Source organism: Pseudomonas sp. G166 (assembly GCF_037027455.2).
GTDB lineage: Bacteria > Pseudomonadota > Gammaproteobacteria > Pseudomonadales > Pseudomonadaceae > Aquipseudomonas.
Map to the genome: position 1 here is coordinate 2,634,176 of NZ_CP146985.1, position 26,784 is coordinate 2,660,959.

At 61.9% G+C, this 26,784-nt stretch carries 25 protein-coding genes; 23 read left to right on the forward strand and 2 right to left on the reverse strand.

The window, feature by feature from the left end:
* Window positions 1-22 precede the first annotated feature (22 nt).
* From SGN16_RS11895 to SGN16_RS11910, 4 genes are all read left to right on the forward strand, one after another.
* Window positions 23-1,444, forward strand: coding sequence for an aldehyde dehydrogenase family protein (locus tag SGN16_RS11895; RefSeq protein WP_335944127.1), 1,422 nt, complete (start codon window positions 23-25; stop codon window positions 1,442-1,444).
* Between the two features lie 11 nt (window positions 1,445-1,455).
* Window positions 1,456-2,805, forward strand: coding sequence for an aminotransferase class III-fold pyridoxal phosphate-dependent enzyme (locus SGN16_RS11900; protein ID WP_335944128.1), 1,350 nt, complete (start codon window positions 1,456-1,458; stop codon window positions 2,803-2,805).
* Between the two features lie 81 nt (window positions 2,806-2,886).
* On the forward strand, window positions 2,887-4,212 hold the full coding sequence (locus tag SGN16_RS11905; protein WP_335944129.1) for a hypothetical protein: 1,326 nt from the start codon (window positions 2,887-2,889) through the stop codon (window positions 4,210-4,212).
* Between the two features lie 137 nt (window positions 4,213-4,349).
* Complete coding sequence (locus SGN16_RS11910; RefSeq protein WP_335944130.1) at window positions 4,350-5,918, forward strand: serine protease; 1,569 nt, start codon at window positions 4,350-4,352, stop codon at window positions 5,916-5,918.
* Between the two features lie 210 nt (window positions 5,919-6,128).
* Here the strand turns inward: SGN16_RS11910 and SGN16_RS11915 are convergent, their stop codons facing one another.
* Window positions 6,129-6,881: an IclR family transcriptional regulator gene (locus SGN16_RS11915; RefSeq protein ID WP_210644228.1), complete on the reverse strand. Its 753-nt coding sequence runs from the start codon at window positions 6,879-6,881 to the stop codon at window positions 6,129-6,131.
* 274 nt (window positions 6,882-7,155) lie between these two features.
* On the opposite strand from SGN16_RS11915, the gene SGN16_RS11920 reads away from it, so the two are divergent.
* The 10 genes from SGN16_RS11920 (at window position 7,156) to SGN16_RS11965 (ending at window position 17,426) form a co-directional block, all read left to right on the forward strand.
* Window positions 7,156-8,697 carry an acetolactate synthase large subunit gene (locus tag SGN16_RS11920; protein WP_210644231.1) on the forward strand — a complete coding sequence of 514 codons (1,542 nt, stop codon included), beginning with the start codon at window positions 7,156-7,158 and terminating at the stop codon, window positions 8,695-8,697.
* Between the two features lie 10 nt (window positions 8,698-8,707).
* Window positions 8,708-10,198 carry an aldehyde dehydrogenase family protein gene (locus SGN16_RS11925; protein WP_335944131.1) on the forward strand — a complete coding sequence of 497 codons (1,491 nt, stop codon included), beginning with the start codon at window positions 8,708-8,710 and terminating at the stop codon, window positions 10,196-10,198.
* 26 nt (window positions 10,199-10,224) lie between these two features.
* Window positions 10,225-11,019: an SDR family oxidoreductase gene (locus SGN16_RS11930; RefSeq protein ID WP_210644235.1), complete on the forward strand. Its 795-nt coding sequence runs from the start codon at window positions 10,225-10,227 to the stop codon at window positions 11,017-11,019.
* Between the two features lie 12 nt (window positions 11,020-11,031).
* Complete coding sequence (locus tag SGN16_RS11935; RefSeq protein WP_135845952.1) at window positions 11,032-12,072, forward strand: YCF48-related protein; 1,041 nt, start codon at window positions 11,032-11,034, stop codon at window positions 12,070-12,072.
* A gap of 11 nt (window positions 12,073-12,083) precedes the next feature.
* Window positions 12,084-12,533, forward strand: a complete 450-nt coding sequence (locus SGN16_RS11940) for a VOC family protein (RefSeq protein ID WP_135845951.1) — start codon at window positions 12,084-12,086, stop codon at window positions 12,531-12,533.
* A gap of 13 nt (window positions 12,534-12,546) precedes the next feature.
* Entirely contained in the window at window positions 12,547-13,149 is a 603-nt protein-coding gene (locus SGN16_RS11945) for an amino acid synthesis family protein (RefSeq protein WP_335944132.1), read from the forward strand.
* 27 nt (window positions 13,150-13,176) lie between these two features.
* A complete protein-coding gene (locus SGN16_RS11950) occupies window positions 13,177-14,040 on the forward strand; it encodes an alpha/beta hydrolase (RefSeq protein WP_335944133.1) in 864 nt (287 codons plus the stop codon).
* Window positions 14,041-14,042: 2 nt separating this feature from the next.
* Complete coding sequence (locus SGN16_RS11955) at window positions 14,043-15,650, forward strand: bifunctional 3-(3-hydroxy-phenyl)propionate/3-hydroxycinnamic acid hydroxylase (RefSeq protein WP_210644237.1); 1,608 nt, start codon at window positions 14,043-14,045, stop codon at window positions 15,648-15,650.
* A complete protein-coding gene (locus tag SGN16_RS11960; RefSeq protein ID WP_335944134.1) occupies window positions 15,647-16,411 on the forward strand; it encodes a 2-keto-4-pentenoate hydratase in 765 nt (254 codons plus the stop codon). Before SGN16_RS11955 ends, SGN16_RS11960 begins: the two co-directional genes overlap by 4 nt.
* A 76-nt stretch (window positions 16,412-16,487) precedes the next feature.
* Window positions 16,488-17,426 (forward strand): helix-turn-helix domain-containing protein, encoded by a 939-nt coding sequence (locus SGN16_RS11965; RefSeq protein WP_335944135.1) that lies wholly within the window; start codon window positions 16,488-16,490, stop codon window positions 17,424-17,426.
* Between the two features lie 15 nt (window positions 17,427-17,441).
* Here SGN16_RS11965 and SGN16_RS11970 read toward each other — a convergent pair whose 3' ends face one another.
* Entirely contained in the window at window positions 17,442-17,642 is a 201-nt protein-coding gene (locus tag SGN16_RS11970) for a hypothetical protein (protein ID WP_335944136.1), read from the reverse strand.
* Here SGN16_RS11970 and SGN16_RS11975 point away from each other — a divergent pair.
* The 9 genes from SGN16_RS11975 (at window position 17,641) to SGN16_RS12015 (ending at window position 26,781) form a co-directional block, all read left to right on the forward strand.
* The gene (locus SGN16_RS11975) at window positions 17,641-18,309 is read left to right on the forward strand and encodes a GntR family transcriptional regulator (RefSeq protein ID WP_210644244.1); all 669 of its coding nucleotides are present in this window, start codon (window positions 17,641-17,643) and stop codon (window positions 18,307-18,309) included. The two genes, SGN16_RS11970 and SGN16_RS11975, sit on opposite strands and share 2 nt — an antisense overlap.
* A gap of 77 nt (window positions 18,310-18,386) precedes the next feature.
* Window positions 18,387-19,193, forward strand: a complete 807-nt coding sequence (locus tag SGN16_RS11980; protein ID WP_335944137.1) for an ABC transporter substrate-binding protein — start codon at window positions 18,387-18,389, stop codon at window positions 19,191-19,193.
* Window positions 19,194-19,205: 12 nt separating this feature from the next.
* Window positions 19,206-19,982 carry an amino acid ABC transporter permease gene (locus tag SGN16_RS11985; RefSeq protein ID WP_335944138.1) on the forward strand — a complete coding sequence of 259 codons (777 nt, stop codon included), beginning with the start codon at window positions 19,206-19,208 and terminating at the stop codon, window positions 19,980-19,982.
* Window positions 19,983-19,984: 2 nt separating this feature from the next.
* Window positions 19,985-20,764: an amino acid ABC transporter ATP-binding protein gene (locus SGN16_RS11990; protein WP_210644250.1), complete on the forward strand. Its 780-nt coding sequence runs from the start codon at window positions 19,985-19,987 to the stop codon at window positions 20,762-20,764.
* Window positions 20,765-20,827: 63 nt separating this feature from the next.
* Window positions 20,828-22,438, forward strand: coding sequence for a gamma-glutamyltransferase family protein (locus SGN16_RS11995; RefSeq protein ID WP_335944139.1), 1,611 nt, complete (start codon window positions 20,828-20,830; stop codon window positions 22,436-22,438).
* A gap of 302 nt (window positions 22,439-22,740) precedes the next feature.
* A complete protein-coding gene (locus SGN16_RS12000; RefSeq protein WP_210644254.1) occupies window positions 22,741-24,168 on the forward strand; it encodes an LLM class flavin-dependent oxidoreductase in 1,428 nt (475 codons plus the stop codon).
* A complete protein-coding gene (locus tag SGN16_RS12005) occupies window positions 24,165-25,136 on the forward strand; it encodes an AMP-binding protein (RefSeq protein WP_335944140.1) in 972 nt (323 codons plus the stop codon). Before SGN16_RS12000 ends, SGN16_RS12005 begins: the two co-directional genes overlap by 4 nt.
* Complete coding sequence (locus tag SGN16_RS12010; protein WP_210644257.1) at window positions 25,133-25,903, forward strand: ABC transporter ATP-binding protein; 771 nt, start codon at window positions 25,133-25,135, stop codon at window positions 25,901-25,903. Before SGN16_RS12005 ends, SGN16_RS12010 begins: the two co-directional genes overlap by 4 nt.
* Entirely contained in the window at window positions 25,900-26,781 is an 882-nt protein-coding gene (locus SGN16_RS12015) for a branched-chain amino acid ABC transporter permease (protein ID WP_210644259.1), read from the forward strand. Before SGN16_RS12010 ends, SGN16_RS12015 begins: the two co-directional genes overlap by 4 nt.
* Window positions 26,782-26,784: the final 3 nt, after the last annotated feature.

Genomic DNA, 26,784 nt, shown 5'->3' on the forward strand with positions numbered 1-26,784 from the left:
AGCGCGCGAAAGGGAGGCTCTTATGCACGATTATCAAATGCTCATCAATGGGGTTCAGGTCAGGGGTGAAAACGGCCACTTTGATGTGCTCAACCCGGCGAACGGTAGCGCATTCGCTCAATGCCCCGCCGGCTCTCTGGCTCAGTTGGACCTTGCCGTCGCAGCGGCGCAGGCAGCCTTTGGCGAGTGGCGACACAGCACTCACGAGGATCGTCGCGAACGCCTGCTGAACATCGCTGCGGATATCGAGCAGCATGCCCAGGCGTTGGCCCGGCTCATCGTCCTGGAACAGGGCAAGCCATTGGCGCTGGCTGTCTTCGAGGTCATGGGCGCGGCGGCGTGGACGCGTTATGCCGCCGAGCAACAGATTCCCGTGGAACTGGTGGAGGACACCCCCACCCAACGCATCGAGTTGCATCGCAAACCTTTGGGCGTCGTGGCCTCGATCACGCCCTGGAATTGGCCGTTCATGATCGCCGTCTGGCACATCATGCCCGCGCTGCGTGCCGGTAACTGCGTGATCAGCAAACCGTCGAGCCTGACCCCCTTGAGTACCTTGCGCCTGGTGGAAATCATCGCCCGTCATGTTCCCCGGGGCGTGATCAATGTCGTGACCGGCGAGCAAGGTTTTGGCCGTGCGATCACTGCACACACCGGCATTCAGAAGATCGTCTTCACTGGCTCGACCGCCACGGGCCAAAGCGTGATGCGTGGCGCCGCTGGCAATCTCAAGCGCTTGACGCTGGAGCTGGGTGGCAATGATGCCGCCATCGTGCTGCCAGGCACGCCGATCGAGGCGGTGGTCGAAGACATTTTTCAGGCGGCCTTCCTGAACATGGGGCAGACCTGCGCCGCCCTCAAGCGCTTGTACATTCACCAATCCCAATATGAAGCCTTTGCCCAGGCACTGACGCGCATTGCTGCGCGTCAGGTCGTGGGCGACGGTTTGGAGCCCGAAGTCACTTTCGGTCCGGTGCAGAACCTTGAACAGCTGGAGCTGGTGGAGGCGCTGGTGGCTGACGCCCGGGCCCAGGGGGCTCGCGTTCTATGCGGTGGTGCGCGCCTGGACCGACCGGGCTTTTTCTATCCGCCGACCCTGGTCGCCGATGTGACGGACGGGCAGCGCCTGGTGGATGAGGAACAGTTCGGGCCGGTGCTGCCGCTGATTGCTTACCAGAATGTCGAGGATGTCCTGCGCCGCGCCAATGCCGGCGAGATGGGCTTGGGCGGGTCGGTCTGGGGCGCTGATGTCGAGCAGGCACAGGCCTTGGCCAGCCGTCTTGAAAGCGGCGTGGCCTGGGTCAACTGCCACGCACAAATCCAGCCGAATACGCCATTTGGCGGCAGCAAGATGTCCGGGTTCGGTGTCGAGTTCGGCCTTGAAGGGTTGCTGGAATTTACTGGCCAGCAACTGCTGTTTGTACGCAAGCGTGAAACTGAGTGAGGACTTGAACCATGTATGAGCAATACAAGACAGCGCAGAAGAAGTTCTGGCACCCGATGAGTTCTTCGGCGCCAGCGCAGCGCGCCAAGACGTTGGTCATCGCCCGGGGTGACGGTAATTACATCACCGATATCGAAGGTCATCGGATGCTCGATGGCGTCGGCGGTTTGTGGAACGTGAACGTGGGCCATAACCGTGCTTCGGTGAAGGCCGCCATCGCCGCGCAGCTGGATGAACTGGCCTATTACCAGACGTTCGACGGCATCGCCCATCCCCGGGTGTTCGACCTGGCTGAGCGTCTGACCTCAATGTTTGCCCAAGAAAACATGACCCGGGTGCTGTTCAGTTCCGGCGGTTCCGATGCGGTGGAGACCGCGCTGAAAATGGCGCGCCAGTACTGGGTTGCCAGTGGTGAGCCGGGGCGCATCCGCTTTTTGTCGTTGCGCAACGGTTATCACGGCGTGCACATGGGCGGTACCTCCGTGGGGGGCAACGGTGTCTACCACTACAACCACGGGCCACTGTTGGCGGGCTGTCATTTGCTCGATACGCCCTGGTTGTACCGCAATCCCTGGGATTGTCGGGATCCGGAAGAGCTGACCGCGCACTGCATTCGCCAGTTGGAAGAGCAGATCGCGCTACTGGGTGCCCAGACCATCGCTGCCCTGATCGCCGAGCCGGTGCAGGGCGCGGGTGGGGTGATCGTGCCGCCGAAGTATTACTGGAAGAGGTTGCGCGAAGTGTGCGATCGCCACGGCATTCTGCTGATTGCCGATGAAGTCGTGACCGGCTTCGGTCGTACGGGTTGCATGCTGGGCAGCCGTGGCTGGGGTGTCGCGCCAGACGTGCTGTGCCTGGCCAAGGGCATTACTGCCGGGTATATCCCGATGGGCGCCACCGTCTTCAACCAGCGCATCGTCGATGCGATCGAAAATGGCCCGGGCTTCAGCAGTGTGATCATGCACGGCTACACCTACAGCGGGCATCCGACCGCTTGTGCGGCGGCCCTGGCGGTGCTGGACATTGTCGAGGCCGAGGATCTGCCGGGTAACGCGGGGACAGTCGGAGCCCAGTTGCTGGAGCAACTGCAGCCGCTGACCGAGCGCTATGCGGTGGTGGGCGAGGTACGCGGCAAGGGCTTGATGATCGCCGTGGACCTGGTGGCGGACAAGGTCACGCGCGAGCCGCTTGACCCGGCCAACGGCCTGGCCTCGCGCATCGCCGAGCAAGCGCGCCGGGCCGGTGTATTGGTGCGCCCGATCGGCAACAAAATCGTGATGTCGCCACCACTGACCCTCACCAGCGACGAGGCCGCCCTGATGGTCGGCGCGTTGGACAGCGCGCTCGCCGATTGCCGCTAGCCTGTTAGCCGGCGCAGTGTCCTGCGCCGGCTCCTGAATATAAAGACAGCCTTCAAAAGTGCACCACAAGGAGCTCCAGCCATGCGGTCTCTATCGCGTATGGATTTTTTCGGCAGTGGCCTTGCCTGTACGCTGGCGCTTTGTGCCACGAGTCAGGTTCAGGCCTATGAGTTGTATGCCGACGAAGATACTCACTTCAACGCCGACATGCTGGCGGTGTTCGGCCATTTCAACAGCCGCAAGAACTACGACGGCACGCCCGGCGGTTCAACCTGGCGCGAAGGTTTCATCAAGTATGGTGTCAGCGGCGACCAGGGCCTGATCGGCCATGGCACTGCCTATGGTGCGTTCAACCTGATCAGTTCCGCCACTTGGGGCGATGGCGATCCGGCCGGTAATTCCCTTGGGTCCGAGCGTACCACCAAGATCGAAGACGCTTACCTGGGTTGGCGCTCCGCCGATCTGTTCCCTGTGCTGGGGCAGGACGGTGTCGACATCTCCGGTGGCCGCCAGGTGGTCAAGCTGGGCCGGGGATTCTTGATCAACGATGACGGGCCGAACCTGGGCAAAGGGCCGGCCGATGGCCGCTTGAATCGTGGAGGCGCCTATTACCTGGCGGCTCGACACGCGTTCGATCAAACCGCCGTACTGCGTCTGGGTGGGCAGGACGGCCTGCATGGCAGCGTGGCGTGGCTCAAGTCCGACAACCGCGCCCAGGCCGAAACCGAACTCGCCGCCGGGACGCTGGATTACACCGCCAAGGCCGGTACGTTGGGCCTGACGTGGGTGCATGGCCTCGACGTGAATGAGCGGTGGGCCAGCGATTTCCAGAAGCAGCGCGAGGGCATGGACGTCTACAGCATTCGCGGTGAAGGCGATGCGGGTATCGAGAATGCCAGCCTGGCATTCGAATACGCCTGGCAGGACAAGAACGCCGGCCCACAGAACGCCTGGTACACCGAGGCCGGCTACACCTTTGCCGATATCGCCTGGGCGCCCAAGCTGACGTACCGCTACACCCGCTATTCCCAGAAGTGGGACTCGCTGTTCACCGGGCAGAGCACGGGTTATGGCACCTGGTTCCAGGGTGAAGTCGCGGGCAACTACGCCGGGCCATTCAACAGCAATACGGGGATCCACCATGTGGGCTTGAAGGCCACGCCATTGGAAAACCTGACCCTTGGTGCGTTGTACTTCGATTACAACACCGTGCGTAAAGACAACGCCCTGAACCTGGATGCCCGTGAGCTGGATGTGTATGCCGAGTGGGCTGTCAACGAGCATTTGATCATCACCCCGCTGATAGGCCTCTACAAGCCGGATCGGGATGCAACGACGGGGGGGAATCAAGTGACGGGCAATGGCACCAACGTGTACAGCCAGGTGACGATGGCCGTTCCGTTCTGAAGCGGGGGGCTGGTTCTCTGGCCAGCCCCGACCATCCGTCTGCAACCTGCTCAAACCTGTCAGCTCTGACAGTAGGCAGCGAGTACGTTTCATCTCATAAATCGCTCCATCGTCCCTTACGCGATTGGAGTACCCGCATGCCGACCCAACCGGAAAAAACGCCCGTGTCGCTGGCCATGCGCTCGGCTGTATGTGGATTGATGCTGGCCTCTGTTGGGTTGGTATTGGGTGCTGGGGCGGCGGTCGCTAGCATGCAGCCACTGCCTCCCACCCCGATTACACCGGGTCAAATCATCGGGGAGAGTCAGCTCGAGAAGGCTCGGTGCGTACAGGCGTCGGATCCGGCAAAGTACCAGCGCTCGCGCGCGGTGGGCAGGATCTATACAGGGCACAGCTATGGGACTGCGTGGCGGGTAGGCCCCGGAAACCTTGTGCTCACCAACCTGCATGTTGTCGGTGAGAACCCGGATCTGACTCGGATGGTCGTGGCGTTCGATTACGAGGAGTCCAGCTGTGACTCGGATGCCATGCGGCCTGCTATTCGGGTACCGGTCGAGCGAGTCGTGGCCTCCCATGCATGGGAGGATTTTGCGCTACTTGCTTTGGATCAGGATGTGGTCGACAGCGGCGCTCTGGATTCCTTCGGCTATCTGGGCTTGGATACGCGTATCTCGAAGGTTGGCGACCCGGTTTACGTTGTGGGGCATCCCAAGGCTGGGCCGAAGCGGATCTCGCGCCTTCACGATGACGGGCGTCCCTGCTGGGTGACTGAAGTGCAAAACAACGACCTCAGCGATTTCGCAAAATACAATTGCGATACTGAGTCGGGTTCTTCCGGATCGCCAGTGATCGACGCGGGGACCAATACGGTAATTGCCCTGAATTTTGGCTTCAGTTCAGGATATAACGCTGGCGCGCAGATGAGTAGCATTTGGCCCCGTATCGCGCGGTATTTCGATGGCAGGTTGCCCGAGGGCAGTACCCCAGTGGAACAGCCGACGGTGCCGGTGGCCAAGCCTGGTGCAGTTGCAGTACAGGTGCCGGTACGAGTGACGCAGGTGGACGGGCAGGCTCCGGTGGAAGGGGCGGCCGGTGAACAGCTGTATTACCAGCCCCCCACACATACCACGGTCACCGACGTCTCCTGCCAGAGTGGAACCACCAAGTGGATTGCCGAGGACGGTAATGCCGCGTCATGCACCCTGCCAAGCGCAGCAGACTGGACCACGGCACAGTCGGTGACGCTCCGCGTGGATGACACCGCCCCCGACGGCCAAATCACCGACGGCCGGGTACGGTTACTGTCCGATACAGGGCAAGCCCGCGGAGGAAACAATATCTCCTTGAACGTGATGTCGCGGGGCCCAGGCGAGGTTCAGTCGCTACAGGTGCAGGCGGGGAACCTTCAGGTAGCTCCGGTGGGCAGCCGGTTCCCGAATCCATTGACCGCGCGGGCGAAAGACCCGCTGGACGCGGCTGTTGTGGGCGCGGATGTCACCTTCGCGGTCGCTGATGATGGTGGGACAGGGACGCGGTTCGACGGGGACGATCAGACTCCGATCGTGCAGACGAACGCCGAGGGTGATGCAACGTCGCCGACGCTGGTGGCCGGTTCCAGAACGGGTGTATTGCAGGTCACTGCCATGTCTAGCGATAGGACGGCCACGTTCTTTTTGAAGGTGGGTGTCGCAAGAGAGCGACAGTGATGGCCAACAGTGGTGACACAGTGTCTGAACCAGACGACTGGCAACAAACATAGTTTGGTGGAGGTCACCGTGACCTCCATCGGCAAGGCGACGACGTTCATCTTGATTATGGGCAAGATGTGAGCGCATTTTGGGGGCTGCGCAACCCAGCGGGGATAAATCCCCTTGCCACGGTGTTAGCGTTTCTCTTGAGTGAGCAGCCTCGGGTTTCTAGCCGGCAGCGGGCGGATTGTGCATTCGTTCAGCGATTCGCCGGGTGGTGTCCATCACCATTTCAATCACGGTTTCCTGGCGCAGCAGCTTGAAGTTGTGGGTGCTGCCGACGGCCGAAAGGCTGCCCACCACTTCGTCGAGCTCTGGGTTGACGATCGGCGCCGCAATACCGGTGAGCCCCAGGTTGAGTTCGTCGTGGGTCAGGCAATAACCATCCTTGCGGATCTTTTTCGCTGCCTTGGAAAAGCTTGCCCAGTCGTAGGCATTGTCCGGGTCGTTGGCCATGTGCTCTTCGAACAGGCGTTGCAGGCGCCGTCCCTTTTGAAAGGCGATCAGTACCTTGGATTGCGCGCCGCGAAAAAACGGCAGCGGCTGGCCGCGCCCAAATGCGAACTGGTAGGTGTCATTGGGTTCGGCGATGTAGGTGTTGATGATGTGCCCGTCATAGAAAACGCTGGCGAACACTGCCAGGCCAGTGGCTTCGGACAGTTCGTGCATCAACTCGCGGCCCGCCACGAGGATCGGATCGTACTGGCGCATCATCCAGTCGAGTTCGATGATGCGCGGTCCCAGGCCATAGCTGCCGGCATCCACCCGCACCAGCAGGCCGGCATCACACAAGTCCTTGACATAGCGGTACACGGTCGCCCGTGACAGGCCCATGCGCTCGGCGATGGTATCGGGGTCGATCTTCAGCGTTGCCGGGCCGAAGAGGTCCAGCACACTCAGCATTTTGCTCAGACTGCTCATTTCGCTCCTAAAGGGGGGAATGGCGCGTAGGTGGTCGTTGGGTGAGCACTATAGGTAGCCGCGGCGGTGAAGAAAAGCCCGCGGGCTCGCTCAGGAGCGCGTTGTCACGGTAACCCAATGCCTGAGAAATACAAGCTGAATTGGAGCGAATTGATCGCTTAAAAAATGCATTAATCTCAAAATATGATTTTAATGCAAGAAAACAGCTTGTTTTGTCCGTTCTTCTGTGTGATAAATCTCAGCCACTGCAAACGCTCGATCAAGAGGGCTGGAAATGAATGGTGCGCAACTGATAGTGAAGGCGGCGGTGGCAAGCGGTATCGAATACTGCTTCGCCAATCCCGGAACGACTGAAATTCCCCTGGTGGCAGCCATGGCCAGTGCGCCAGCCCTCAAGCCGGTGTTGTCCTTGTTCGAGGGGGTATGCACCGGTGCTGCGGACGGCTATGGCCGGATTGCCGGCAAGCCGGCCATGACCCTGACCCACCTGGGGCCGGGCTTTGCCAACGGCATTGCCAACCTGCACAACGCGCGGCGCGCCAACACCCCGATCGTCAACGTCATCGGCGATCACGCGTCATGGCACGTCAATTACGATCCGCCGCTGGCCAGTGATATCCAGGCGCTGGCCGGGAGTGTTTCCGGTTGGGTGCGCACGTCGCGCACCGCGTCAGGCGTAGGGGAAGATTTCCAGGAAGCCGTGCGCGCGGCCTGGCAAGCCAAGGGGCAGATTTCCAGCCTGATCCTGCCAATGGACCTGCAAGCCCATGAAGTACAGCGTGAGCGCGCCTTCACCACGTTGCAGGCTCCGGTTCGGCGTTTTGCCGGTGACCGGATCGAGGCGGTCGCCCAGGCACTGCGTGATGGCCGGCGCCTGGTTTTTATCGTTGGCGACCAAGGTTTGTCCGTGGCCGGGCTCGAAGCGGCGGGGCGCCTGGCCCAGTTGCCGGGTGTGCGCCTGTTCGCCGAAACCTTTCCGCGCCTGAGCTATCGCGGCGGTGGCCTGCCTGACCTGGATCGCCTGCCTTACTTCCCCGAAGTGGCCATTGAGATCCTTGATCAATACGACGCGGTGGTTTGTGCCGGCGTGCCGGAACCGATCAGTTATTTCGGCTATGAAGGCATCGCTTCTCGCCTGGCGGAACGTGAACGCCTGCTCTGCCTGGCGGAAGTCGGCGACGACGTTGCCGGAGCGCTCACTGCGCTTGCCGATGCGCTTGAGGCGCCGGCTTATGTGTCAACGCCAATCGGTATCGAGCTGCCATCAGGCGATGCCACGTTGACGCCCCAGTCCGTGGGACAAGTGCTGGCCGCATCGCTGCCGGACGACTGCATCGTTTCGGTGGAAGGCGGGACATGCGGCTATCCATTCTTCACCGCCTCGGCCCACGCCGCGCGGCATCGGGTCTTGACCAATACCGGCGGGGCCATCGGCCAGGGGATTCCGGTGGGCTTTGGCGCTGCCCTGGCCGAGCGTGGCAACGCGGTGTTCTGCCTGCAATCGGACGGCAGTGCCCAGTACACCATCCAGACCCTGTGGAGCATCGCCCGCGAGCAACTGCCGGTGGTGATCCTGATTGCGGCCAACCATCGCTACGCGATTTTGCAGAACGAGCTGCGCCGCTTTGGCATGACCGAGCTGGGCCCCGAGGCCTTGAGCCTGACGGTACTGGACCGTCCACGCATTGATTGGAAAGCCTTGGCCAAGGGCTATGGCTTGCCGGCCAGCACCGTGCACACCAATGGTGAGCTGCACCGCGCCCTGGCCAACGCCAGGGCCGACGGCGGTCCTTGTCTGATCGAAATGGCGCTGTGAAGGAGCGGATATGAACCAGATTCAATTGTTACCTGCTGTCGAGAAGTTCCTGTCGCAACCGGGCCGCCTGTTTATCGGCGGCACCTGGCAGGACGCCGCCAATGGTCGCCGGTTTGCCGTGGAAAACCCAGCCACTGAACAGACCCTGGCTGAAGTCGCCGAAGGCGGCGAACGCGACGTGGATGCCGCCGTCGCTGCCGCCCGCGCGGCCTTCACGGGGCCCTGGGCGCAGCAGTCACCGGCCCAGCGTGGGTTGTTGCTGTTTCGCCTGGCGGAACTGCTCGACCAGCATCGCGAAGAGCTGGCGCAACTGATCACCCTGGAAAACGGCAAGCCGATCGCCAACGCCCGCGGGGAAGCGGCCAGTGCGGCCAATATCATTCGCTACTTTGCCGGCTGGCCGACCAAGATCGAAGGCAGCACGCTGCCGGTGTCGCCCTCCAGTGGCGCACCGATGCTCAACTACACCTTGCGTGAGCCGGTGGGCGTTTGCGCGTTGATCGTGCCGTGGAACTTCCCGCTGACCATGTGCGTGTGGAAGCTCGGCCCGGTGTTGGCGACCGGCTGTGTCGCGGTGCTCAAGCCCGCTGAACAGACCCCCCTGGTTGCCATTCGCCTGGTGCAATTGATCGAGGCCGCCGGTTTCCCGGCCGGGGTGGTCAACCTGCTCACCGGCCTTGGCGTGCATACCGGCGCACCGCTGGCCCAGCACCCGGACGTGGACAAGATCGCCTTCACCGGCTCGACCCAGGTGGGCCGACTGATCGCCCAGGCCGCCACCGGCAACATGAAGAAGGTTTCGCTGGAGCTGGGTGGCAAGTCCCCCAACATCATCCTGCCGGACGCCGATATCGTCCGGGCCGCCAAAGGCGCCGCCGACGGCATTTTCTACAACCAGGGGCAAGTCTGCACCGCTGGATCGCGTCTGTACGTGCACGCCAGCGTCCTCGACCAGGTGCTGGAAGAGCTCCAGCGCCACGCGGCCGCCCATGTATTGGGGCCTGGCCTGGATCCGGCCAGCAGCATGGGCCCGCTGGTCTCGGCGCGGCAATTGGGCACGGTCCGTGGCTACCTGCAACGGGGCCAGGAAGAAGGCGCGCAACTGATCTGCGGCGGTGACCGCCCGGCCCACCTGGAGCGTGGCCACTTCATCCGGCCTAGCGTGTTTCTCGACCGCGCCGAGCGTGCCTGTGTCGCCCGGGAAGAAATCTTCGGGCCGGTGCTGACCGTGATGAGTTGGACCGAGATCGATGAGTTGGTGCTGCGTGCCAACGACTCACCCTATGGCCTGGCCGCCGGCCTCTGGACCCGTGACTTGCGTTCCGCCCATCGCGTGGCTGCGCAGTTGAAGGCCGGTTCGGTGTGGATCAACTGCTGGAACGTCGTCGACCCAGCCTCGCCATTTGGCGGCTACAAGCAATCCGGCTGGGGCCGGGAAATGGGCAAGAACGTGATCGATGCCTACACCGAAACCAAAAGTGTCTTCGTCGATCTCGCCTGAGCCGAACAATCACAAGAGGAACTGCTATGGATCTGGAATTGCAAGGCCGCGTGGCGATCGTCACCGGCGGTGGTATGGGTATCGGCAAGGAAGTCGCGCGTTTCCTGTCCCAGGAAGGTTGCAAGGTGGTGATCTGTGCGCGGCGCATGGAGTTTCTCCAGCAGGCCGCCGAGGAAATCACCGCACAGACCGGCAACGAAGTGCTGCCGTTGTTCTGTGACACCAACCAGATGTCGGCGGTGTCCGACATGGTCGAGGCGGCCCACAAGCACTTTGGCCGCATCGACATCCTGGTCAACGGCGCCGCGGCACCGTCCGGTGTGGTGCGCAACGACATCGAACACGCCGGTGACGACGAATTGCTCTCGGACCTGAACACCAAGGTGATCGGCTATTTCCGTTGCGCCAAGGCGGTGACCCCGCACATGAAGGCCGGCGGTTTCGGTCGCATCATCAACATCGGTGGCCTGACCGGGCGTGGCAGCAAGGTGCTCTCGGGCATGCGCAACCTGGCCATCGCCCACATGACCAAGACCCTCTCCGATCAATTGGGCCCATCGGGCATCACCGTCAATCTGATTCACCCCGGTGTAGTGGACACCCCGCACATCCAGGAGCTGTACGAGCGCGAAGGCGTCAAGCAGGGCAAGACACCTGAGCAGGTAGAGCAGGGCTACATCGACGCGACGCCGATCCGGCGCACGTTGGCGCCCATCGAAATGGGCTGGCTGATCGGTTTCCTGGCTTCCCCCAAGGCGGGCGCCGTGACTGGGGAATCCATTGGCATCGATGGCGGCTTGACCCGTGGCATCTTCATTTGAGGAGCAGCAGTGATGAGTAACGGAACCCTTTTGGTCGCCACTGTGGGACAGGCGGTGATCCGTAGCGCCGACGATGGCCATACCTGGCATCGCCTGGGGCTGGGACAAGATCTTGAGTTTGATGCAATCACCCGATCCCTGAGCGTTCATCCCGGCGCGCCTGAAGTGATCTATGCCGGTACCGACGTCGGCCTGTGCGTCAGTCATGACACCGGCGGCCATTGGCAGCGGGTGGATTCGCCGTTCAACGGCCAGACCGTATGGAAGGTTGCCGTCGATCCACAGGATGCGCGGCGTATTTTCGTCGGCACCGGCGCGCCTTCACGTGCCGTGCTGTGGCGTACCCTCGACGCCGGCCTGAGCTGGGAGCGCGCGCCGGTGGATATCCCCGAATTCTGTGAAGGGGTCAGTCGTCCGCGCTTGCTGGCCTTCGCCTACGACCCGACGGATCGCAACCAGCTCTGGTTCGGCCTGGAAGAGGGCGGGTTGTTTCACAGCCGTGATGGTGGTGATTCCTGGACCCGCGTCGACGATCGGCTGCTGTGGGACTTCAACTCGGATGTCCACAACATCCTGGTCCTGCCCAACCATGGTCAGAAGGTCATCGTGGTGGTGTGCGTCAACGCCGTTTACCGCAGCCTGGACGAAGGGCAAACCTGGACGGGCATCATCGCCCGGGAAACGTTCGGCCTGTACTACGTGCGCGCCATGAACGCACCGCTGGGCAGTGAAAGCACCCTCTACCTGAGTATTTCCGACGGGACTCCTGGCACGACCAGCAAGGTGCTCATCTCTCGGGATGCCGCCCTCAGTTGGGAAGTGTTGCCACTGCCGCAACAACCCAATTCCTGCATCTGGGCGATTGCCTTCAACCCTGCCGACCCTCGCCAGATCGTCGCCGGGACCAAGTACGGACATCTGTTCACCTCCGAAAACGGCGGTGACGGCTGGCAGAAACAGTGGCGTGAGTTCAGTGAAATCGCCGATGTGCTCTGGACGCCCGCCGTGGCACAGATCAAGTCCGGGCATCAATCCATCGTCAAGAAAAACTGAGGTATCGCACGATGAAAGTCGAGGTCGTTCGAACTCACCTGTCGCTGTTCGTGAGCGATCCTGAAGCGTCGGCACGTTGGTACGCCGATGTTCTGGGCATGCACGAAAGCGCCAGGGGTGATAGCTGGGTCATGATGGCGTTTGGTGCCAAGCATCACGACATTGCCTTGATCCGCGCAGAACCGGGGGCCCATCAGGGCGGCTTGGGCCTGCAGCACTACGGGCTGGAAATCGCGGGTGACATGACCACGCTGCGCCAGCTCTACGGCATGTTGCTCGCCAAGGGAATCGAGGTGGTGAAGATCACCGATCACGAAATCGGCAACGGCGTGTACTTCAACGACCCCGACGGCAATCGCATGGAATTCTTTCTCGAGACCGAACACGACGATGAGCGAGGCAAGGCCCGTTTCAAGGCCGCCGGAGCACCCAGCCGCAATTTTGATCTCGACCCACTTTAAAGAGACCTGTCTTATGAAAACCGCAAATTTCGCCAGTTACCACATCCGCAAATGGTATAGCTTCGTCGAGGAAACCCTGGCCAACGAAAGTGGCCAGTTGGCCGATGGCGAACCATTGTTCAAATACGCCATTGCCGCAGTGATCGCCAATCCCTATGCCGGGCGCTACAGCGAAAGTCTGGCCGAACTGATCGAGCCATCCCCTTTGTTGGGCCAGGAATTTGGCCGTCGCATACAGGAACTGGCGGGGCAGCGTGAGGTTGTCAGTTATGGCAAGGCGTGCCTGGTGGGCAGCCTGGGCGAGTACGAGCATGGCAACGCATTGCTGACCAATCCGGCGGCGGATCCGATCCGCGTCGCATTGGGCGGTGGCAAGTCCTGGGTCCCTTCCACGGGCAAGCGTGGCGGGCCTGGCGCGACCATCGATGTGCCGCTGGCTCACAAGGACGCGCTGTATGTCCGCTCGCACTACGACAGCATCTCGCTGTCGTTCGGTGATGGACCCTCGGCGGACGAGTTGATCATCATCTGGGCCTTCGCCACGCGCGGGCGTTTGCATGCACGCCTGGGCGGTCTCCAGGCCGCAGACATCAAGGGCAATGATGGCCTGCATTGAGGTGGGTTGATCGTGGAGAGCAAACGAATGTCTGCAAACAGCCACTTCTTCACTAATCGCTCGCAGATGCGCCTGCACTATCTGTCGTGGGGCAACCCGTCGGGCATCGCGGTGGTGTTGCTGCACGGGCTGCGCTCCTACGCCCAGACCTGGGATGGCCTGGCCAATGCGCTGGGCGAGCGCTACTGCTGCTATGCCCTTGACCAGCGCGGTCGTGGCTACAGCGACTGGGCGGATCCCTCCAGTTACCGGACCGAGGTCTATGTCAGCGACCTTGAAGACCTGGTGGCGCATTTGGGACTGCAGCGTTTTGTCCTGGTGGGGCATTCCCTCGGCGGCACCAATGCCTTGGAGTATGCGCGGCTCAATCCGGGGCGACTGCAAGCCTTGGTGATCGAGGACATCGGTCCCGGCTCTTCGGTCAGTGGTGATGGCGCCGAACGCATTCGGCGCGAGATGAGCCAGACGCCGCTGGTGTTTCCTGACTGGGAGAGTGCCGCTCAATTCTGGCGCCAGGCCCGACCAGGCCTGTCGCTGGAGGGGTTGGCTTCCAGATTGATGCACTCCATGAAAGAAACGCTGTCCGGAATCGAATGGCGTCACGATCAGCAAGGCATTGCCCAGGCGCGCCTGAGTATTACCCCGACTGACCTTTGGCCTGCGGTACGGGCACTGGATTGTCCGACGCTGTTCATCCGTGGCGCGCGTTCCGATTTCCTGCCCTTGGCGACCCTTGAGGCGATCAAGCAAGCCAATCCATGGGTACGGGCAGAGGAAATCGCCGACGCCAGTCATTACGTCCATGATGACCAGAGCGAGATGTTCAACCTTGTCGTCATGGATTATTTGCACGACCAACGCCTACAACCACAACAACAAAGCGGTGAATAGCGATGAAGCAGGAGAAAACCCAGGTTGTTATCGTGGGTGGCGGCCCGAACGGGATCACGGCTGCTCATTACATGGGGCTGTACGGAATCGACTGCGTCGTCCTTGAGCTGGCTGACGGCGTCCTGCCGTATCCCCGCGCGGTGGGCATGGATGACGAGGCGCTGCGGGTGTTGCAAGGCATCGGCATCGCCGAGTTGGCCGCGCGCGACATGATCTGCAATGTGCCGTTGCGTTACTACAATGCGCGCGGCGTCTGTTTTGCCGAGGTCAAGCCGAGCACGGCTAACTATGGCTGGCCGATGCGCAACATCTTCATGCAACAGTTGCTTGAAACGACGTTGCGCGAGCAACTGGGCAAACACACCAGCGTCCAGTTGCGCCAGGGCCATGAAATGCTCGACCTAGAGCAGGATGCCGAGGGCGTGACCTTGCAGGTGCGCGATGCCGGGGGCGAGCTCTATCAATTGCAGGCGCAGTACGTGATCGGTGCCGATGGCGGACGTTCCAGCGTGCGCAAGAAACTCGGTATCGAACTGCTGGGGCTGACCCATCCGCGCAAATGGGTGGTGATCGACACGGCCAACGACACCCTGGATGCACCTTATACGGCCCTGCATGCCGACCCTCAGCGCCCCTTCGTCTGCATCTACCTGCCGTATCAGCAACGGCGCTGGGAGTTCATGCTCCTGGAGGGCGAAGACGAGACCAGGATGTGCGAGGAGGCGACGATCCGGGACTTGATCCGTGGGCATATCGGCGATGCGGTCGATCAACTGGAAATCATCCGGATCCGCGCCTACACCCATAACTCCCGGGTCGCGGCGCGCTTTGTCCAGGGCCGGGTGGCACTGGTGGGGGATGCGGCGCATATTTCCCCGCCCTGGGCCGGGCAGGGGCTCAATTCGGGCCTGCGGGATGTCGCCAACGTCGCCTGGAAGCTTGCCGCGATTCTCCAAGGGCGCGCGTCGCCGGCAATTCTTGCCAGCTACGATCAGGAGCGCCGTGGGCATGCGACCGATCTCATCGCGTTGGCCGACAACATGGGCGCCGTCCTGGGGCTGACCAATCCGTTGATGGCCGGTGTCCGGGACTGGTTGTTCCAGGCCGTCAACAGCGTCGACAACCTGCGTTCGCACTTGTTGGAATTCAAGTTCAAACCCAAGGCGACCATTACCAAAGGCCTGGTTTATCACGAGCGCGCCGAGCTGCATGAGGATGATCTGGTCGGGCAGTTGTTCATCCAGCCGTCTATCGAAGATGCCCAGGGCCAGCGCCGGCGCCTGGACGAGGTGTTGGGGCATTCCTATGCGGTGCTGGGGTATCGGGTCAATCCGAGCGAACAGCTCAGCGAGCAGACCGCCGCCTGGTGGGCGCGCTGGGACACGCGCTTCATCCAGATCAATCGTTCGCGCAGTGGCGTGGGGCGTAACCAGCCCTTGTCTGCCGGTGGCGCCATTTGCGTCGAGGACGTCGATAACCGTCTGGGCGAGTGGTTTGCCAAGGTGCGAGATTGCATCGTGGTGGTACGGCCGGATCGGTTTGTCGCGGCGATCACCACACCCGAGCGGCTCGAAGGCGTATTGCGCAAACTGGCGGAGCAACTCTCATGAGGCGCGAAGATGATCTGCTGATCCGGCTTCACGATGCCGCGCAGGCCGTACACGCCCTGCCTTCGTTGGAGCCTCATGCCTTCGACCTATCGGCGGGCTACACCTTGCAGCGCGAGGCATTGCGCCGACGCCAGGTCGCGGGTGAGCAGTTGACCGGATGGAAGGTGGCTTTCGCTGGCCGCGCTGCCCAGGACCGTTTTGGTATTGATGAACCGGTATTGGGCGGGCTGACCGATGCCATGACTGTGGAGCCCGGCAGTACGCTGGCGCTTGCCCGGCTGATCCAGCCCAAGCTGGAAATCGAGTTGGCGTTTGTCCTGGGGCGTACGCTGGTGCCTGGTTTTTACAGCGACGAAGATATTCTGGCCGCCGTGTCAGAGGTCACGCCGGCGTTCGAAATTGCCGATTGTCGCTGGGACGGTTGGCGTTTCGGCGTCGGGGCGTTTCTGGCCGACAATGCCGCCGCGGGGCTTTATTGCCTTGGCTCGCGAATCAGGTTTCATCCTGAGCAATTGGCCCACGTGACCTATCGCCTGGAATGCGACGGGGTGCCCTGCGGCGAAGGCAATGCCCAGGCGCGCGAGGACACACCCCAGGCAAACCTGTGCTGGCTGGTGCGACGCTTGCTGGCCGACGGGCAGTGCGTTGAGGCGGGCCACGTCGTGCTGTCCGGAGCGTTGTTGCCACCCATGGCTATCCAGGCGGGCGAGTACCGGTTGCACATGCTTGGCATGGAACTGGCTTTGGTTTTCCAGGCGTGAACCACGGCCATCGTCAGGGAGGATCGAGCAAATCATGAGCCGACAATAAGAACCGGACCACCGAGGAACGATGACCATGCTCGCCGAAGTCCGTACCTTCAATGATCCCCAGCAACACGCCGGCTCCATCCTGGGCTGGCAACAAGTCTATGACCAACTCGGTCGCGGATGCCTTTCCAGCGAGCTGCGACAGATTTGCGCTGATCGCTTCCAGATTTTCCAGGAAGTGCTGGATAAACGTGTAGTGCAACGCGGCTGCGCACCAAAAGGGCGCTTGTGCATTGCCATGTCGCTGGGCAGTGCGCCGGTGGTCCAAGGGCATCAGGTCGGCGCCCACAGCGTGGTGTTGCTGCGCGATGGCGAGGACTTTGTCTTGCATGCCCCGGAAGGTACGCACTTTTTCGCGGTCAACGTTGACACTGTTCGTTTCGCTAAACTGGCGGCCTACGAACTGTCGAACGAACAGCTCAAGCGTTTGAAAAGCGAGTCCCAGATCAGCGTGGATGAAGCGGTGCTGCTCAGGGTCCAGCAAAGGATTCATCCGTTGTTCCGTCACCTTTTGGAACAAGCGGATGCCATCACGCCAGCCTCGGAAAAAATGTTGGAAGAGGTGCTGCTCAACGCCTTCCTCGATCTGTTCAGTCACGCCTCGGACGAGGTTCGTGGCCGTCGCGGTAACGTCGCCGTCAGTGCCTACCTGGTCAAGCGCTGCCAGGAATTGGTCGTCGACAGTGGTGATACATCGCTGAGCATTCTTGATCTGTGCGAGCAATTACGGGTGAGCCGCAGGACCCTGCAAAACAGTTTCCAGGCGGTCACCGGAATGCGTCCGGTCGAGTACCTGCGTAACCTGAGGCTCAATGCCGTACGACGGCGCTTGATCACGACCTGTGCAAGCACGCTGAATGTCGGTGAGATCGCCGTCGCCATGGGGTTCTTCCACCTAAGCCACTTCGCGACGCATTACCGAGCACTGTTTGGTGAGTCACCTTCGGACACGCCCAGGGCTGGATGATTGAGTGTTACCTGGCTACCGCTGTGCACAGTAATGGCCGCAGCCTGAGCCATTTGGTAGCACGTCTACCCAAGTAACGCCGGGGCCTTGCATGCCCCACAGCAAGACCCTTTCCCTAAAATCAATCACTTGCACACCAATCCATGCAGTTGGCACGCAACCTGCTTTTTTGAATTTATGGATAATTGGATACAAAAATTCAAAAGGTGCAGCCATGCAGTTCGCTCCGAGTTACGTTGAACGCCCGCCGATGACGGCCGAGGAGGAGGCATACAACTTCCTGCTGGATGCCATTTGCGGCGGTCGATTCCGCAAGGGTGACCGGTTGATCGCCGAAGACATCGCCAGCGAAATCGGCATGAGTCGCATGCCCGTGCGCGAGGCGTTTCGTCGATTGGATGCCCAGGGTTTGGTGACCCTTCGGCCCAATCGCGGGGCCATTGTCAGTGGCCTGGATATCGAAGAGCTGCATGAAGTCTTCGAGATGCGTAGCGTCCTTGAAGGCTTGGCGATCCGTGTCGCGGTAGCCAGGATCGGCGAGCGTCAATTGGCTGCCTTGGAGCGGCTGCTGGACGAGATGGACGATTACCGCGAGGAAAGTGCCGAGTGGGTCAGCCGGCATCGCGCCTTTCATGAATACCTGTGCAGCCTCAGCGGTCGACCCCGCTTGCTGAAACAGATCAGTGCCCTCTATTCACTGATCGAGGCGCCCATGCGCCTGTGGCTGCAACACGTGGACAAACCCCTCAGTGCACGCCAGGAGCACATGCTGATCCTCGACGCGATTCGTGCTGGCGACGCCGAGAAGGCCGAGGCGGTGGTGCGTGCGCACATCGAAGGCACCGTTCCTGAATTGATCGAGTTCCTGCAATCGAAAAAATAACCAGAGCAGGACACTAGATCCTGCCGTGTTTTGACTTTGAGTACTGCCCGTTACTAACTGAACTGGAGTGTCTGGTCATGCATAAGCCTCGCGTGTTGGTTGCCGCCTTATCCTTGGGATTCTGTGCTCAGTGGGCGGTTGCCGCGCCTGTTGTTCCGGAGCGCTTGCTCAAGGTCGATAAACTTGTCTACTGCTCGGGCATGGATTCGCCACCCTTGGTGTCTTTCGATGAAGCGCAGAAACCCCGTGGCCTGACCGTCGACCTGGGCTTGGAAATCGCCAAGCGCCTGGGTGGCAAGAAGGTCGAGTGGCGGGTCATTCCCTTTTCCGGACTGCTCCCGGCCTTGCTGGCCAAGCAGTGCGACATGATCGTCGACCAGTTGTTTGACAAGCCCGAGCGCCGCGAGGTGATCGACATCGTCAACTACATGTATTCCAGCCAGGCGGTGGTGGTGCCCAAGGGCAATCCAAAGGGCCTCAAGACGCTGTCGGACCTGTCCGGGCACAAGGTCGCGGTGCTCAACGGTTCCACCATCAAGACCCTGCTCGACGCCGAGAACGAAACCCTGGCCAAGACCGGCAAGCCTGCAATGAAACTGGTGGTCTACAACACCGACACCGATGCTTTCCAAGCCTTGCGCATCAGTCAGGTGGACGCCTACGGCACCACCGTGGAAACCGCCGGGTATTACGCTGCCATGGCCCCCGACCTGTTTGAAGAAGGGGTCCCAGCCTTCAGCCGGATTCTCACTGGCCTGGGCATTCGCAAGGATGATCCGCAACTGACCACTGCGGTCCAGCAAGTGATCAGCGACATGCGCAGTGATGGCAGCTACAGCCAACTGCTCGGTAAATGGCATGTCGCCAGTGACACACTCGATTGAGGTGAACCATCGATGAATTTCAATTGGGATGTGTTCTGGCTGTACCTGCTACAACCCAGTGGGGTCTACCTCACCGGGCTCTGGCTAACCTGCCTGATCAGCGTGCTGGCGATGCTGCTGGGCTGTGTGCTGGGGCTGGCCGCGGCGTTGCTGCGATTGTCGCGTAACCCGTTGCTGAACCTGCCGGTGCGCTTTTACGTATGGCTGATGCGGGGCACGCCGCTACTGGTGCAAATCGTTTTTCTCTACACCGCACTGGCTGCCGGCGGGATTTTCCGCTTCGAAGACATTGACCTGTTCGGCCTGGTGATCCCCGGCAATATCCAGGCGGCGATCATTGCTTTGGGCCTCAACGAGGGCGCTTATATGGCCGAGATCATTCGGGCCGGCATCGGCGCGGTCGACAAGGGCCAATACGAAGCCGGGCGTTCCCTGGGCATGACCTTCGCCAAGCTGATGCGCCGTGTCGTCCTGCCCCAGGCGTTCCGGGTCATCGTCCCGCCGCTGGGCAACGAATTCAACGTGATGCTCAAGAACACCACGTTGGTCAGCGTGATCGGCGTACAGGAGCTGCTGCTCAGCACCCAAATGGTCACGTCGGCAACGTTCCGGGTGTTCGAGCTGTACCTGGTGGTGGCGATCTACTTCCTGTTGCTGACCACGTTGTGGGGCTTTTTCCAGCGCTGGCTGGAGGCCCGTTTCGGTCAATCGGACCGGCCCTCGTCACCACCGCCAGCGTCGACGCGGATGTTCGGTCGCAGCACCCTGAACCTGCTGAGGGCTCGTTAACCATGGCGCACAAAAGCGAAGAGCTGATCATCGAGGCCCTGGATGTGCACAAGTCTTTTGGCGAGCTGCAGATCCTTAAGGGTATATCCCTGCAAGTACGGCGTGGCGAAGTGGTGGTGCTGATTGGCGCTTCCGGCTCGGGCAAGACCACCTTTATCCGCTGCATCAATCTGCTGGAAGACATCCAGGGCGGGCGCATCCGCGTCAATGGCCGGGCCATGGGGTATCGCGAGCGGGCTGACGGTAGCCTGGTGCGCGATTCGGAGCGCAACATCGCCCGCCAGCGCCGGGACATCGGCATGGTGTTTCAGCGCTTCAACCTGTTCCCCCACATGACGGCCCTGGAAAACATCATCGAGGCGCCGATCCAGGTGCTCGGCATACCTCGCGCCGCAGCGCTGGAACAGGCTCGCAAGCTGTTGGAGCGGGTCGGCCTGGCGGACAAGGCCAATCACTACCCCTCGATGCTCTCCGGCGGGCAACAACAGCGGGTGGCGATTGCCCGCGCCCTGGCGATGAAACCCCAGGCCATGCTGTTCGACGAGCCCACCAGCGCTCTCGATCCGGAAACCGTTGGCGAGGTGCTGCAAGTGATGAAAGCGTTGGCAGAGGAGGGCATGACCATGGTCGTGGTCACCCATGAAATGGGTTTTGCCCGCGAAGTGGCAGACCGTGTGGTGGTGCTGGACCAGGGTGAGCTCATCGAGCAAGGCCCGCCGGAGCAGATCTTCAGCCACCCCACGCACCCTCGAACCCGGGCTTTTCTCAGCCGCGTGTTATGACCTTTGCCAGGGTGTTCGCCCTAAGTCCTGCCAATGAATCCTTGTGTTGAAGAGCCTTTTGCCATGCTGAAATTTTCTGCTCACGAGTACCCTTATCCGTCACAACGCCAAAGCGTTTTTGCCCGCCGGGGCATGGTCGCCGCTTCCCAGCCCCTGGCGGCCCAGGCAGGCATCGAGATCATGCAAAAGGGCGGCAACGCCATTGATGCCGCCATCGCCACGGCGGCGGCGCTGACGGTGGTCGAACCCACTGGCTGCGGTATCGGTGGCGATGCTTTTGCCTTGGTCTGGTGCAAAGGCCAACTGCACGGCCTCAACGGCAATGGCCATGCACCGGCTGCCTTGAGTATCGAGGCGGTCAAGACGGCCGGCCATGAGCAGATGCCGCTCTATGGCTGGACGCCGGTGACGGTCCCGGGTTGTCCATCGGCCTGGGCCGAGTTGTCGCAGCGTTTCGGCAAGCTGCCCTTTGCCGTGTTGCTGCAGCCGGCGATCAGCCTGGCGCGGGACGGTTTCGCGCTGTCGCCGGTGGTTGCCCATCAATGGCAGATCGCGCTGAACGAGTTCACGCCCCATCGTGATCAGGTCCTGAATGCCTGGTTCGAGACCTTTCTGATTGACGGGCGCGCGCCACGGGCTGGGGAGATTTTTCGCAACCCGGCCCAGGCCCGCACCCTGGAAGAACTGGCCGCCACCCGCTGCGAAAGCCTGTATCGCGGCGCCCTGGCCGAGCGCCTGGATGCCCACTCCCGGGCCAGCGGTGGCTACCTTCGCGCCACGGACCTGCAGGATTACCGCGCCCAATGGGTGGCGCCGATCCACATCAACTACCGAGGCGTCGATGTCTGGGAAATCCCACCGAGCGGGCAGGGCCTGGTGGCCTTGATGGCGCTGAAAATACTGGAAGGCTTCAACTTCGATCATCGCGACAGCCAGCAAACCTGGCATCGCCAACTGGAGGCCATGAAGTTGGCCTACAGCGACGGCCTGCACTACATCACCGACCCCTCGCACATGCGCGTGGCGGTGGCTGACCTGTTGAGCGACGAGTACAGTGCCCGCCGTCGCGCCCAGATCAGCGAACAAGCGCGGGCGCCCAAGCCCGGTGATCCCCACGCCAGCGGCACGGTGTACCTGGCGACGGCGGACGGGGAAGGCAACATGGTCTCGTTCATCCAGAGCAACTACCATGGCTTTGGCTCCGGCGTGGTGCTGCCCGACAGCGGTATTGCCCTGCAGAATCGCGGGCAGGAGTTCAGCCTCGATTCGAGTCACGCCAATTGCCTGGCCCCGGGCAAGAAGACCTTCCATACCATCATCCCTGGCTTCCTCACCCAGAATGGCCAGGCCCTCGGCCCTTTCGGCGTGATGGGCGGCTATATGCAGCCTCAAGGCCATGTGCAGATGGTGATGAACCTGGTGGACTTCGGCCTGAACCCGCAAGCGGCCCTGGATGCTCCGCGCTGGCAATGGCTGGGCGAAATGAAAGTCGGCATCGAGCATGGCGCCTCCCGCGACCTGGCCAATGCCCTGGCGCGGCGAGGTCATGAGGTGCAGATCGCCAGCGACCTGACCGATTACGGGCGGGGTCAAATCATTCTGCGCGACCCGGTCAGCGGCGTGCTGTGTGGCGGTACCGAGCCCAGGGCGGATTCGCATATTGCAGTGTGGTAGGCGCCTCTGGGTTGCGATTCCAGTGCCCGGAGAACCGATGACCGGGCCTTCGAGCCGGGTGTGATTGGCCTGACAGACTTGGTCGGCGAGAAAAATCGAATGAGCGGCCGTGGTTCCGCTCGACGCACACTGTCTGACGCTGGACAGTTGATCAACAGGGGTGTCTCTGTACAGGCATGGTCACTGCCTGGATGATTATCTAACTAGCTGTAAATAAACGAATTATTTCTTGGCACGAATCGTGTGATAGAGCAGTGAGAGGCACCGGGAAGTGGTGCTGAATCTATCGAGCGGGAGTTACCATGCCACGGGAAATTCGTTTGAATGCCTTCGAGATGAACTGCGTCGGTCATCAGTCGCCTGGTCTCTGGAGGCATCCCAAAGATCGCGCCTGGCAGTACAAGGACCTGGACTACTGGACCGACCTGGCCAAGCTGCTGGAGCGCGGCAAGTTCGACGGCATCTTCATTGCCGATGTGATCGGTATCTACGACGTGCTCGGCGGCAACGGCGATGCCGCCATCCGTCAGGCCACCCAGGTGCCAGTCAACGACCCATTGGCGTTGATCACGCCGATGGCGCTGGTGACCGAACACCTGGGCTTCGGCCTCACCGCTTCGCTGACCTTTGAACATCCATATCCTTTCGCCCGTCGCCTGTCGACCTTGGACCACCTGACCAAGGGGCGCATCGGCTGGAACATCGTCACTTCCTACCTCGACAGCGGAGCACGCAATCTCGGGCAAAAAGCCCTGAGTGACCACGATGCGCGCTACGACTACGCCGATGAATACCTGGAGGTGCTCTACAAGTTGTTCGAAGGCAGCTGGGAGGAGGGCGCGGTGGTGCGCGACCGTGAGCGCGGGATTTTCAGCGACCCGAGCAAGGTCCATGAGATCCGTCATCAGGGCAAGCACTTCCAGGTACCGGGCATCCACCTCTGCGAACCCTCGCCGCAACGCACGCCGGTGCTCTATCAAGCGGGGGCATCGAGTCGTGGCAAGGATTTCGCCGCCGGGCATGCCGAATGCGTGTTTGTCGCTGCACCGTCCAAGGTGATTCTGAAGAAGACCGTGGCTGATATCCGCCGCCGCGCCGCCGAGGCGGGGCGTGATCCGCGCAAGGTGCTGATTTTCAATCTGCAGACGGTGATCGTCGACGAGACCGACGCCAAGGCGCAGGCCAAGTGGCGAGAGCTGAAATCCTACAGCAGCTATGAGGGCGCGCTGGCGCTGATTTCCGGCTGGACCGGCATCGACTTCGGCCAGTACCGGCCCGACCAGGTGCTCAAGCACATCCATACCAACGCCATTCAGTCGGCCGTGGAGACCTTCTCCACCGCCGACCCGGACAAGCAGTGGACGGTACAGGAACTGGCCGACTGGGTCGGCATCGGCGGCTTCGGCCCGTTGATTGTCGGCAGTGCGCAAACCGTGGCCGATGAATTGCAGGGCTGGGTGGAGGAAACCGACGTGGACGGTTTCAACCTGGCCTATGCCCTGGCCCATGAAACCTTTCGCGATGTGGTCGAACTGCTGGTGCCCGAGTTGCAGAAGCGCGGTGCGTACAAGACCGAGTATCGCCCAGGCACCCTGCGCGACAAGTTGTTCGGCGACGGCCCACGGCTACCCGCCAACCATCCCGGCGCGGGCTATAGGGACCTGAGCCGCCAGGCCGAGCGTGCCAACCTTGCCGAGCCGGCCTTGGCTGGCGGGGGAGTAGCCGTATGAGCGTCTACGAACTCAATGCTTCACCGCCCGAGCTGGTGGCCGACGACGCCCTGGGGGCATTGCAGCGCTGGGCCAGGGAGCGCCCGACGCAGATCGCCCTGCGCCATCGGCGCCTCGGCCTCTGGAAGGCCTGGCGTTGGATCGATGTGCAGCGCGAGGTCGAGCGTGTTTGCGATGGTTTGCGCCAGCAGGGCTTTGTCCCTGGCACGCGACTGGCGCTCAGTGGTGCCTTCGAGCCGAGCCTGCTGATTCTGGCGCTGGCCGCCCGCCAGCTTGGCGGACACAGCGTGGTGATCGGCCGCGACAGCCGTGGCGAGGACCTGCAGCGCCAGTTGCGCCTGGCCCGCCCGGCGTTCGCCTTCGTCCAGCGTCGCGAAAGTGTCTCGCACTGGCTGCACAGCGGCCTCGACGAGCAGTGGCCGCTGCGCCTGTACTCGGCCCAGGCCAATGCCACGAGCAGCGGCCTGTGGCAGGTGCAGTCGCTGTCGGAACTGTTTGTCGGTGGGGCACCGACGACGCAGCGTCAGGGTTGGACGCAGGTCGCCGGAGATGAGGTGGTGTGGGTCGATGAAGGCACCGAATGGCGCGACGGCCTGGCCCACTTGTTCAGTCGCTGGCTGCAGCGTGGCGAAGCCCTGGCGTTTCCGGAAACCCGCGAGTCGGCCAGCCGTGATCGGCGCGAGATCGCCCCGACCGCCTTGCTGCTGTCGGCTGCGCGAGTCGAATCGCTGGCGGCGGAAATCGAAGCTCGCCTGCCACTTCCAGGCAGTTGGCGACGCCGCCTGTGCGAGTGGACCCTGGATGATCCGCGGCGTGGCCTGCGACGCTGGCTCAAGGCGCGGGTGCGGCACCTGCTGGGCTTTGAGCGGCTGCGCCGGATCGAGGTGCCGAGCGTTCCCGCAGACGCGGTGCTGCATGGCCCGGCGCGTCAATCGTGGTTGCAAGAGTACCTGGAGCGAGCGGCATGAGTGCGCTGCTGGAGGTGCGCAACGTGTCGCTGTCGTTCAGGGGCGTGAAAGCGATTTCCGATCTCTCGTTCAGCGTAAAGCTTGGCGAGATCTGCGCGCTGATCGGGCCGAACGGCGCGGGCAAGAGTTCGCTGCTGAACATCCTCAACGGCGTCTACCGGGCCGATGCCGGCCAGTTGTTCTTCGCCGCCGAGCCGTTGCGCCGCCCGCATCCGCTGAAGGCGGCGCGGCTCGGTATCGGCCGGACATTCCAGAACAACGCGCTGTTCAAGAAAATGAGCGTGGTGGACAACCTGCTCACCGGCCTGTCGCGCTTCCAGCGGACGTTTTTTCTCGAACAGGCTTTAGGCCTGCCGCGCGCGCGGCGTGAGGCACGCGCTTTCGCCGAGCGTGCCGAGCGGGTGCTGGAATTCCTCGAATTGCAAGCCTGGCGCGACGTCGCTGTGGGCAGCCTGGCCTACGGCTTGCAGAAGCGCGTGGAGCTGGGCCGGGCGTTGATCGCGCAGCCGACCCTGCTGTTGCTCGACGAACCGATGGCCGGCATGAACGCCGAGGAGAAACAGGAGATGAGCCGTTTCATCGCCGATATCAATCGCGACCTCGGCACCACAGTGATTCTCATCGAACACGACATCCAGGTGGTCATGGGCCTGTCCAGCCATGTGGTGGTGCTGGACTATGGACGCAAGGTCGGCGATGGCACGCCGGCCGAAGTCCAGGCCAATCCCGAGGTGATCGCCGCTTACCTGGGGACGCCGCACTCATGAACTTCTTCCTGGAAACCCTGATCGGCGGGCTGTTGGCTGGCACCATGTATTCATTGGTGGCCATCGGCTTCGTGCTGATCTACAAGGCCAGCGGCGTGTTCAACTTCGCTCAGGGCGCCATGTTGCTGTTCGCCGCGCTGACCTTCGTCAGCCTGCACGAACAGGGCGTCCCCTTCGCCCTGGCATTGGCCCTGACAGTGCTGGTGATGATCGTTGGCGCACTGCTGATCGAGCGCCTGGTGCTGCGGCCGTTGGTCAATCGCTCGCAGATTACTCTGTTCATGGCCACCCTCGGCCTGTCATTCGTCATCGAAGGCTTGGCCCAAGGACTGATGGGCGCTCAGGTGCGTGCGTTGGACCTGGGTATCGAGGACGTCCCGTTGTTCATCGGTGAGATCATGATCAGTCAGTTCGACCTGATCGCTGCCGGGGTGTCTGCGCTGCTGGTGGCGGTGCTGGCCTTGCTGTTCAACAAGACCCGTATCGGTGTTGCCCTGCGCGCGGTGGCCGACGATACCCGTGCGGCGCTGTCACTGGGTATCAACCTTAACCGTATCTGGCAGATCGTCTGGGCTGTGGCCGGGGTGGTCGGGCTGGTTGCCGGGCTGCTCTGGGGCGCGCGCCAGGGCGTGCAGTTCTCGCTTTCGCTGGTTGTGCTCAAGGCGTTGCCGGTGTTGATCATCGGCGGTTTCACCTCGATTGGCGGGGCCATCGTTGGCGGGCTGATCGTCGGTGCTGCGGAGAATCTCGCCGAGGCCTATATCGGTCCGCTGATCGGCGGTGGCATTACGCCCTGGTTCGCTTATTTCCTCGCCCTGATTTTCCTCTACATCCGTCCGGCCGGCCTGTTCGGCGACCGGACCATCGAACGGGTATGACGC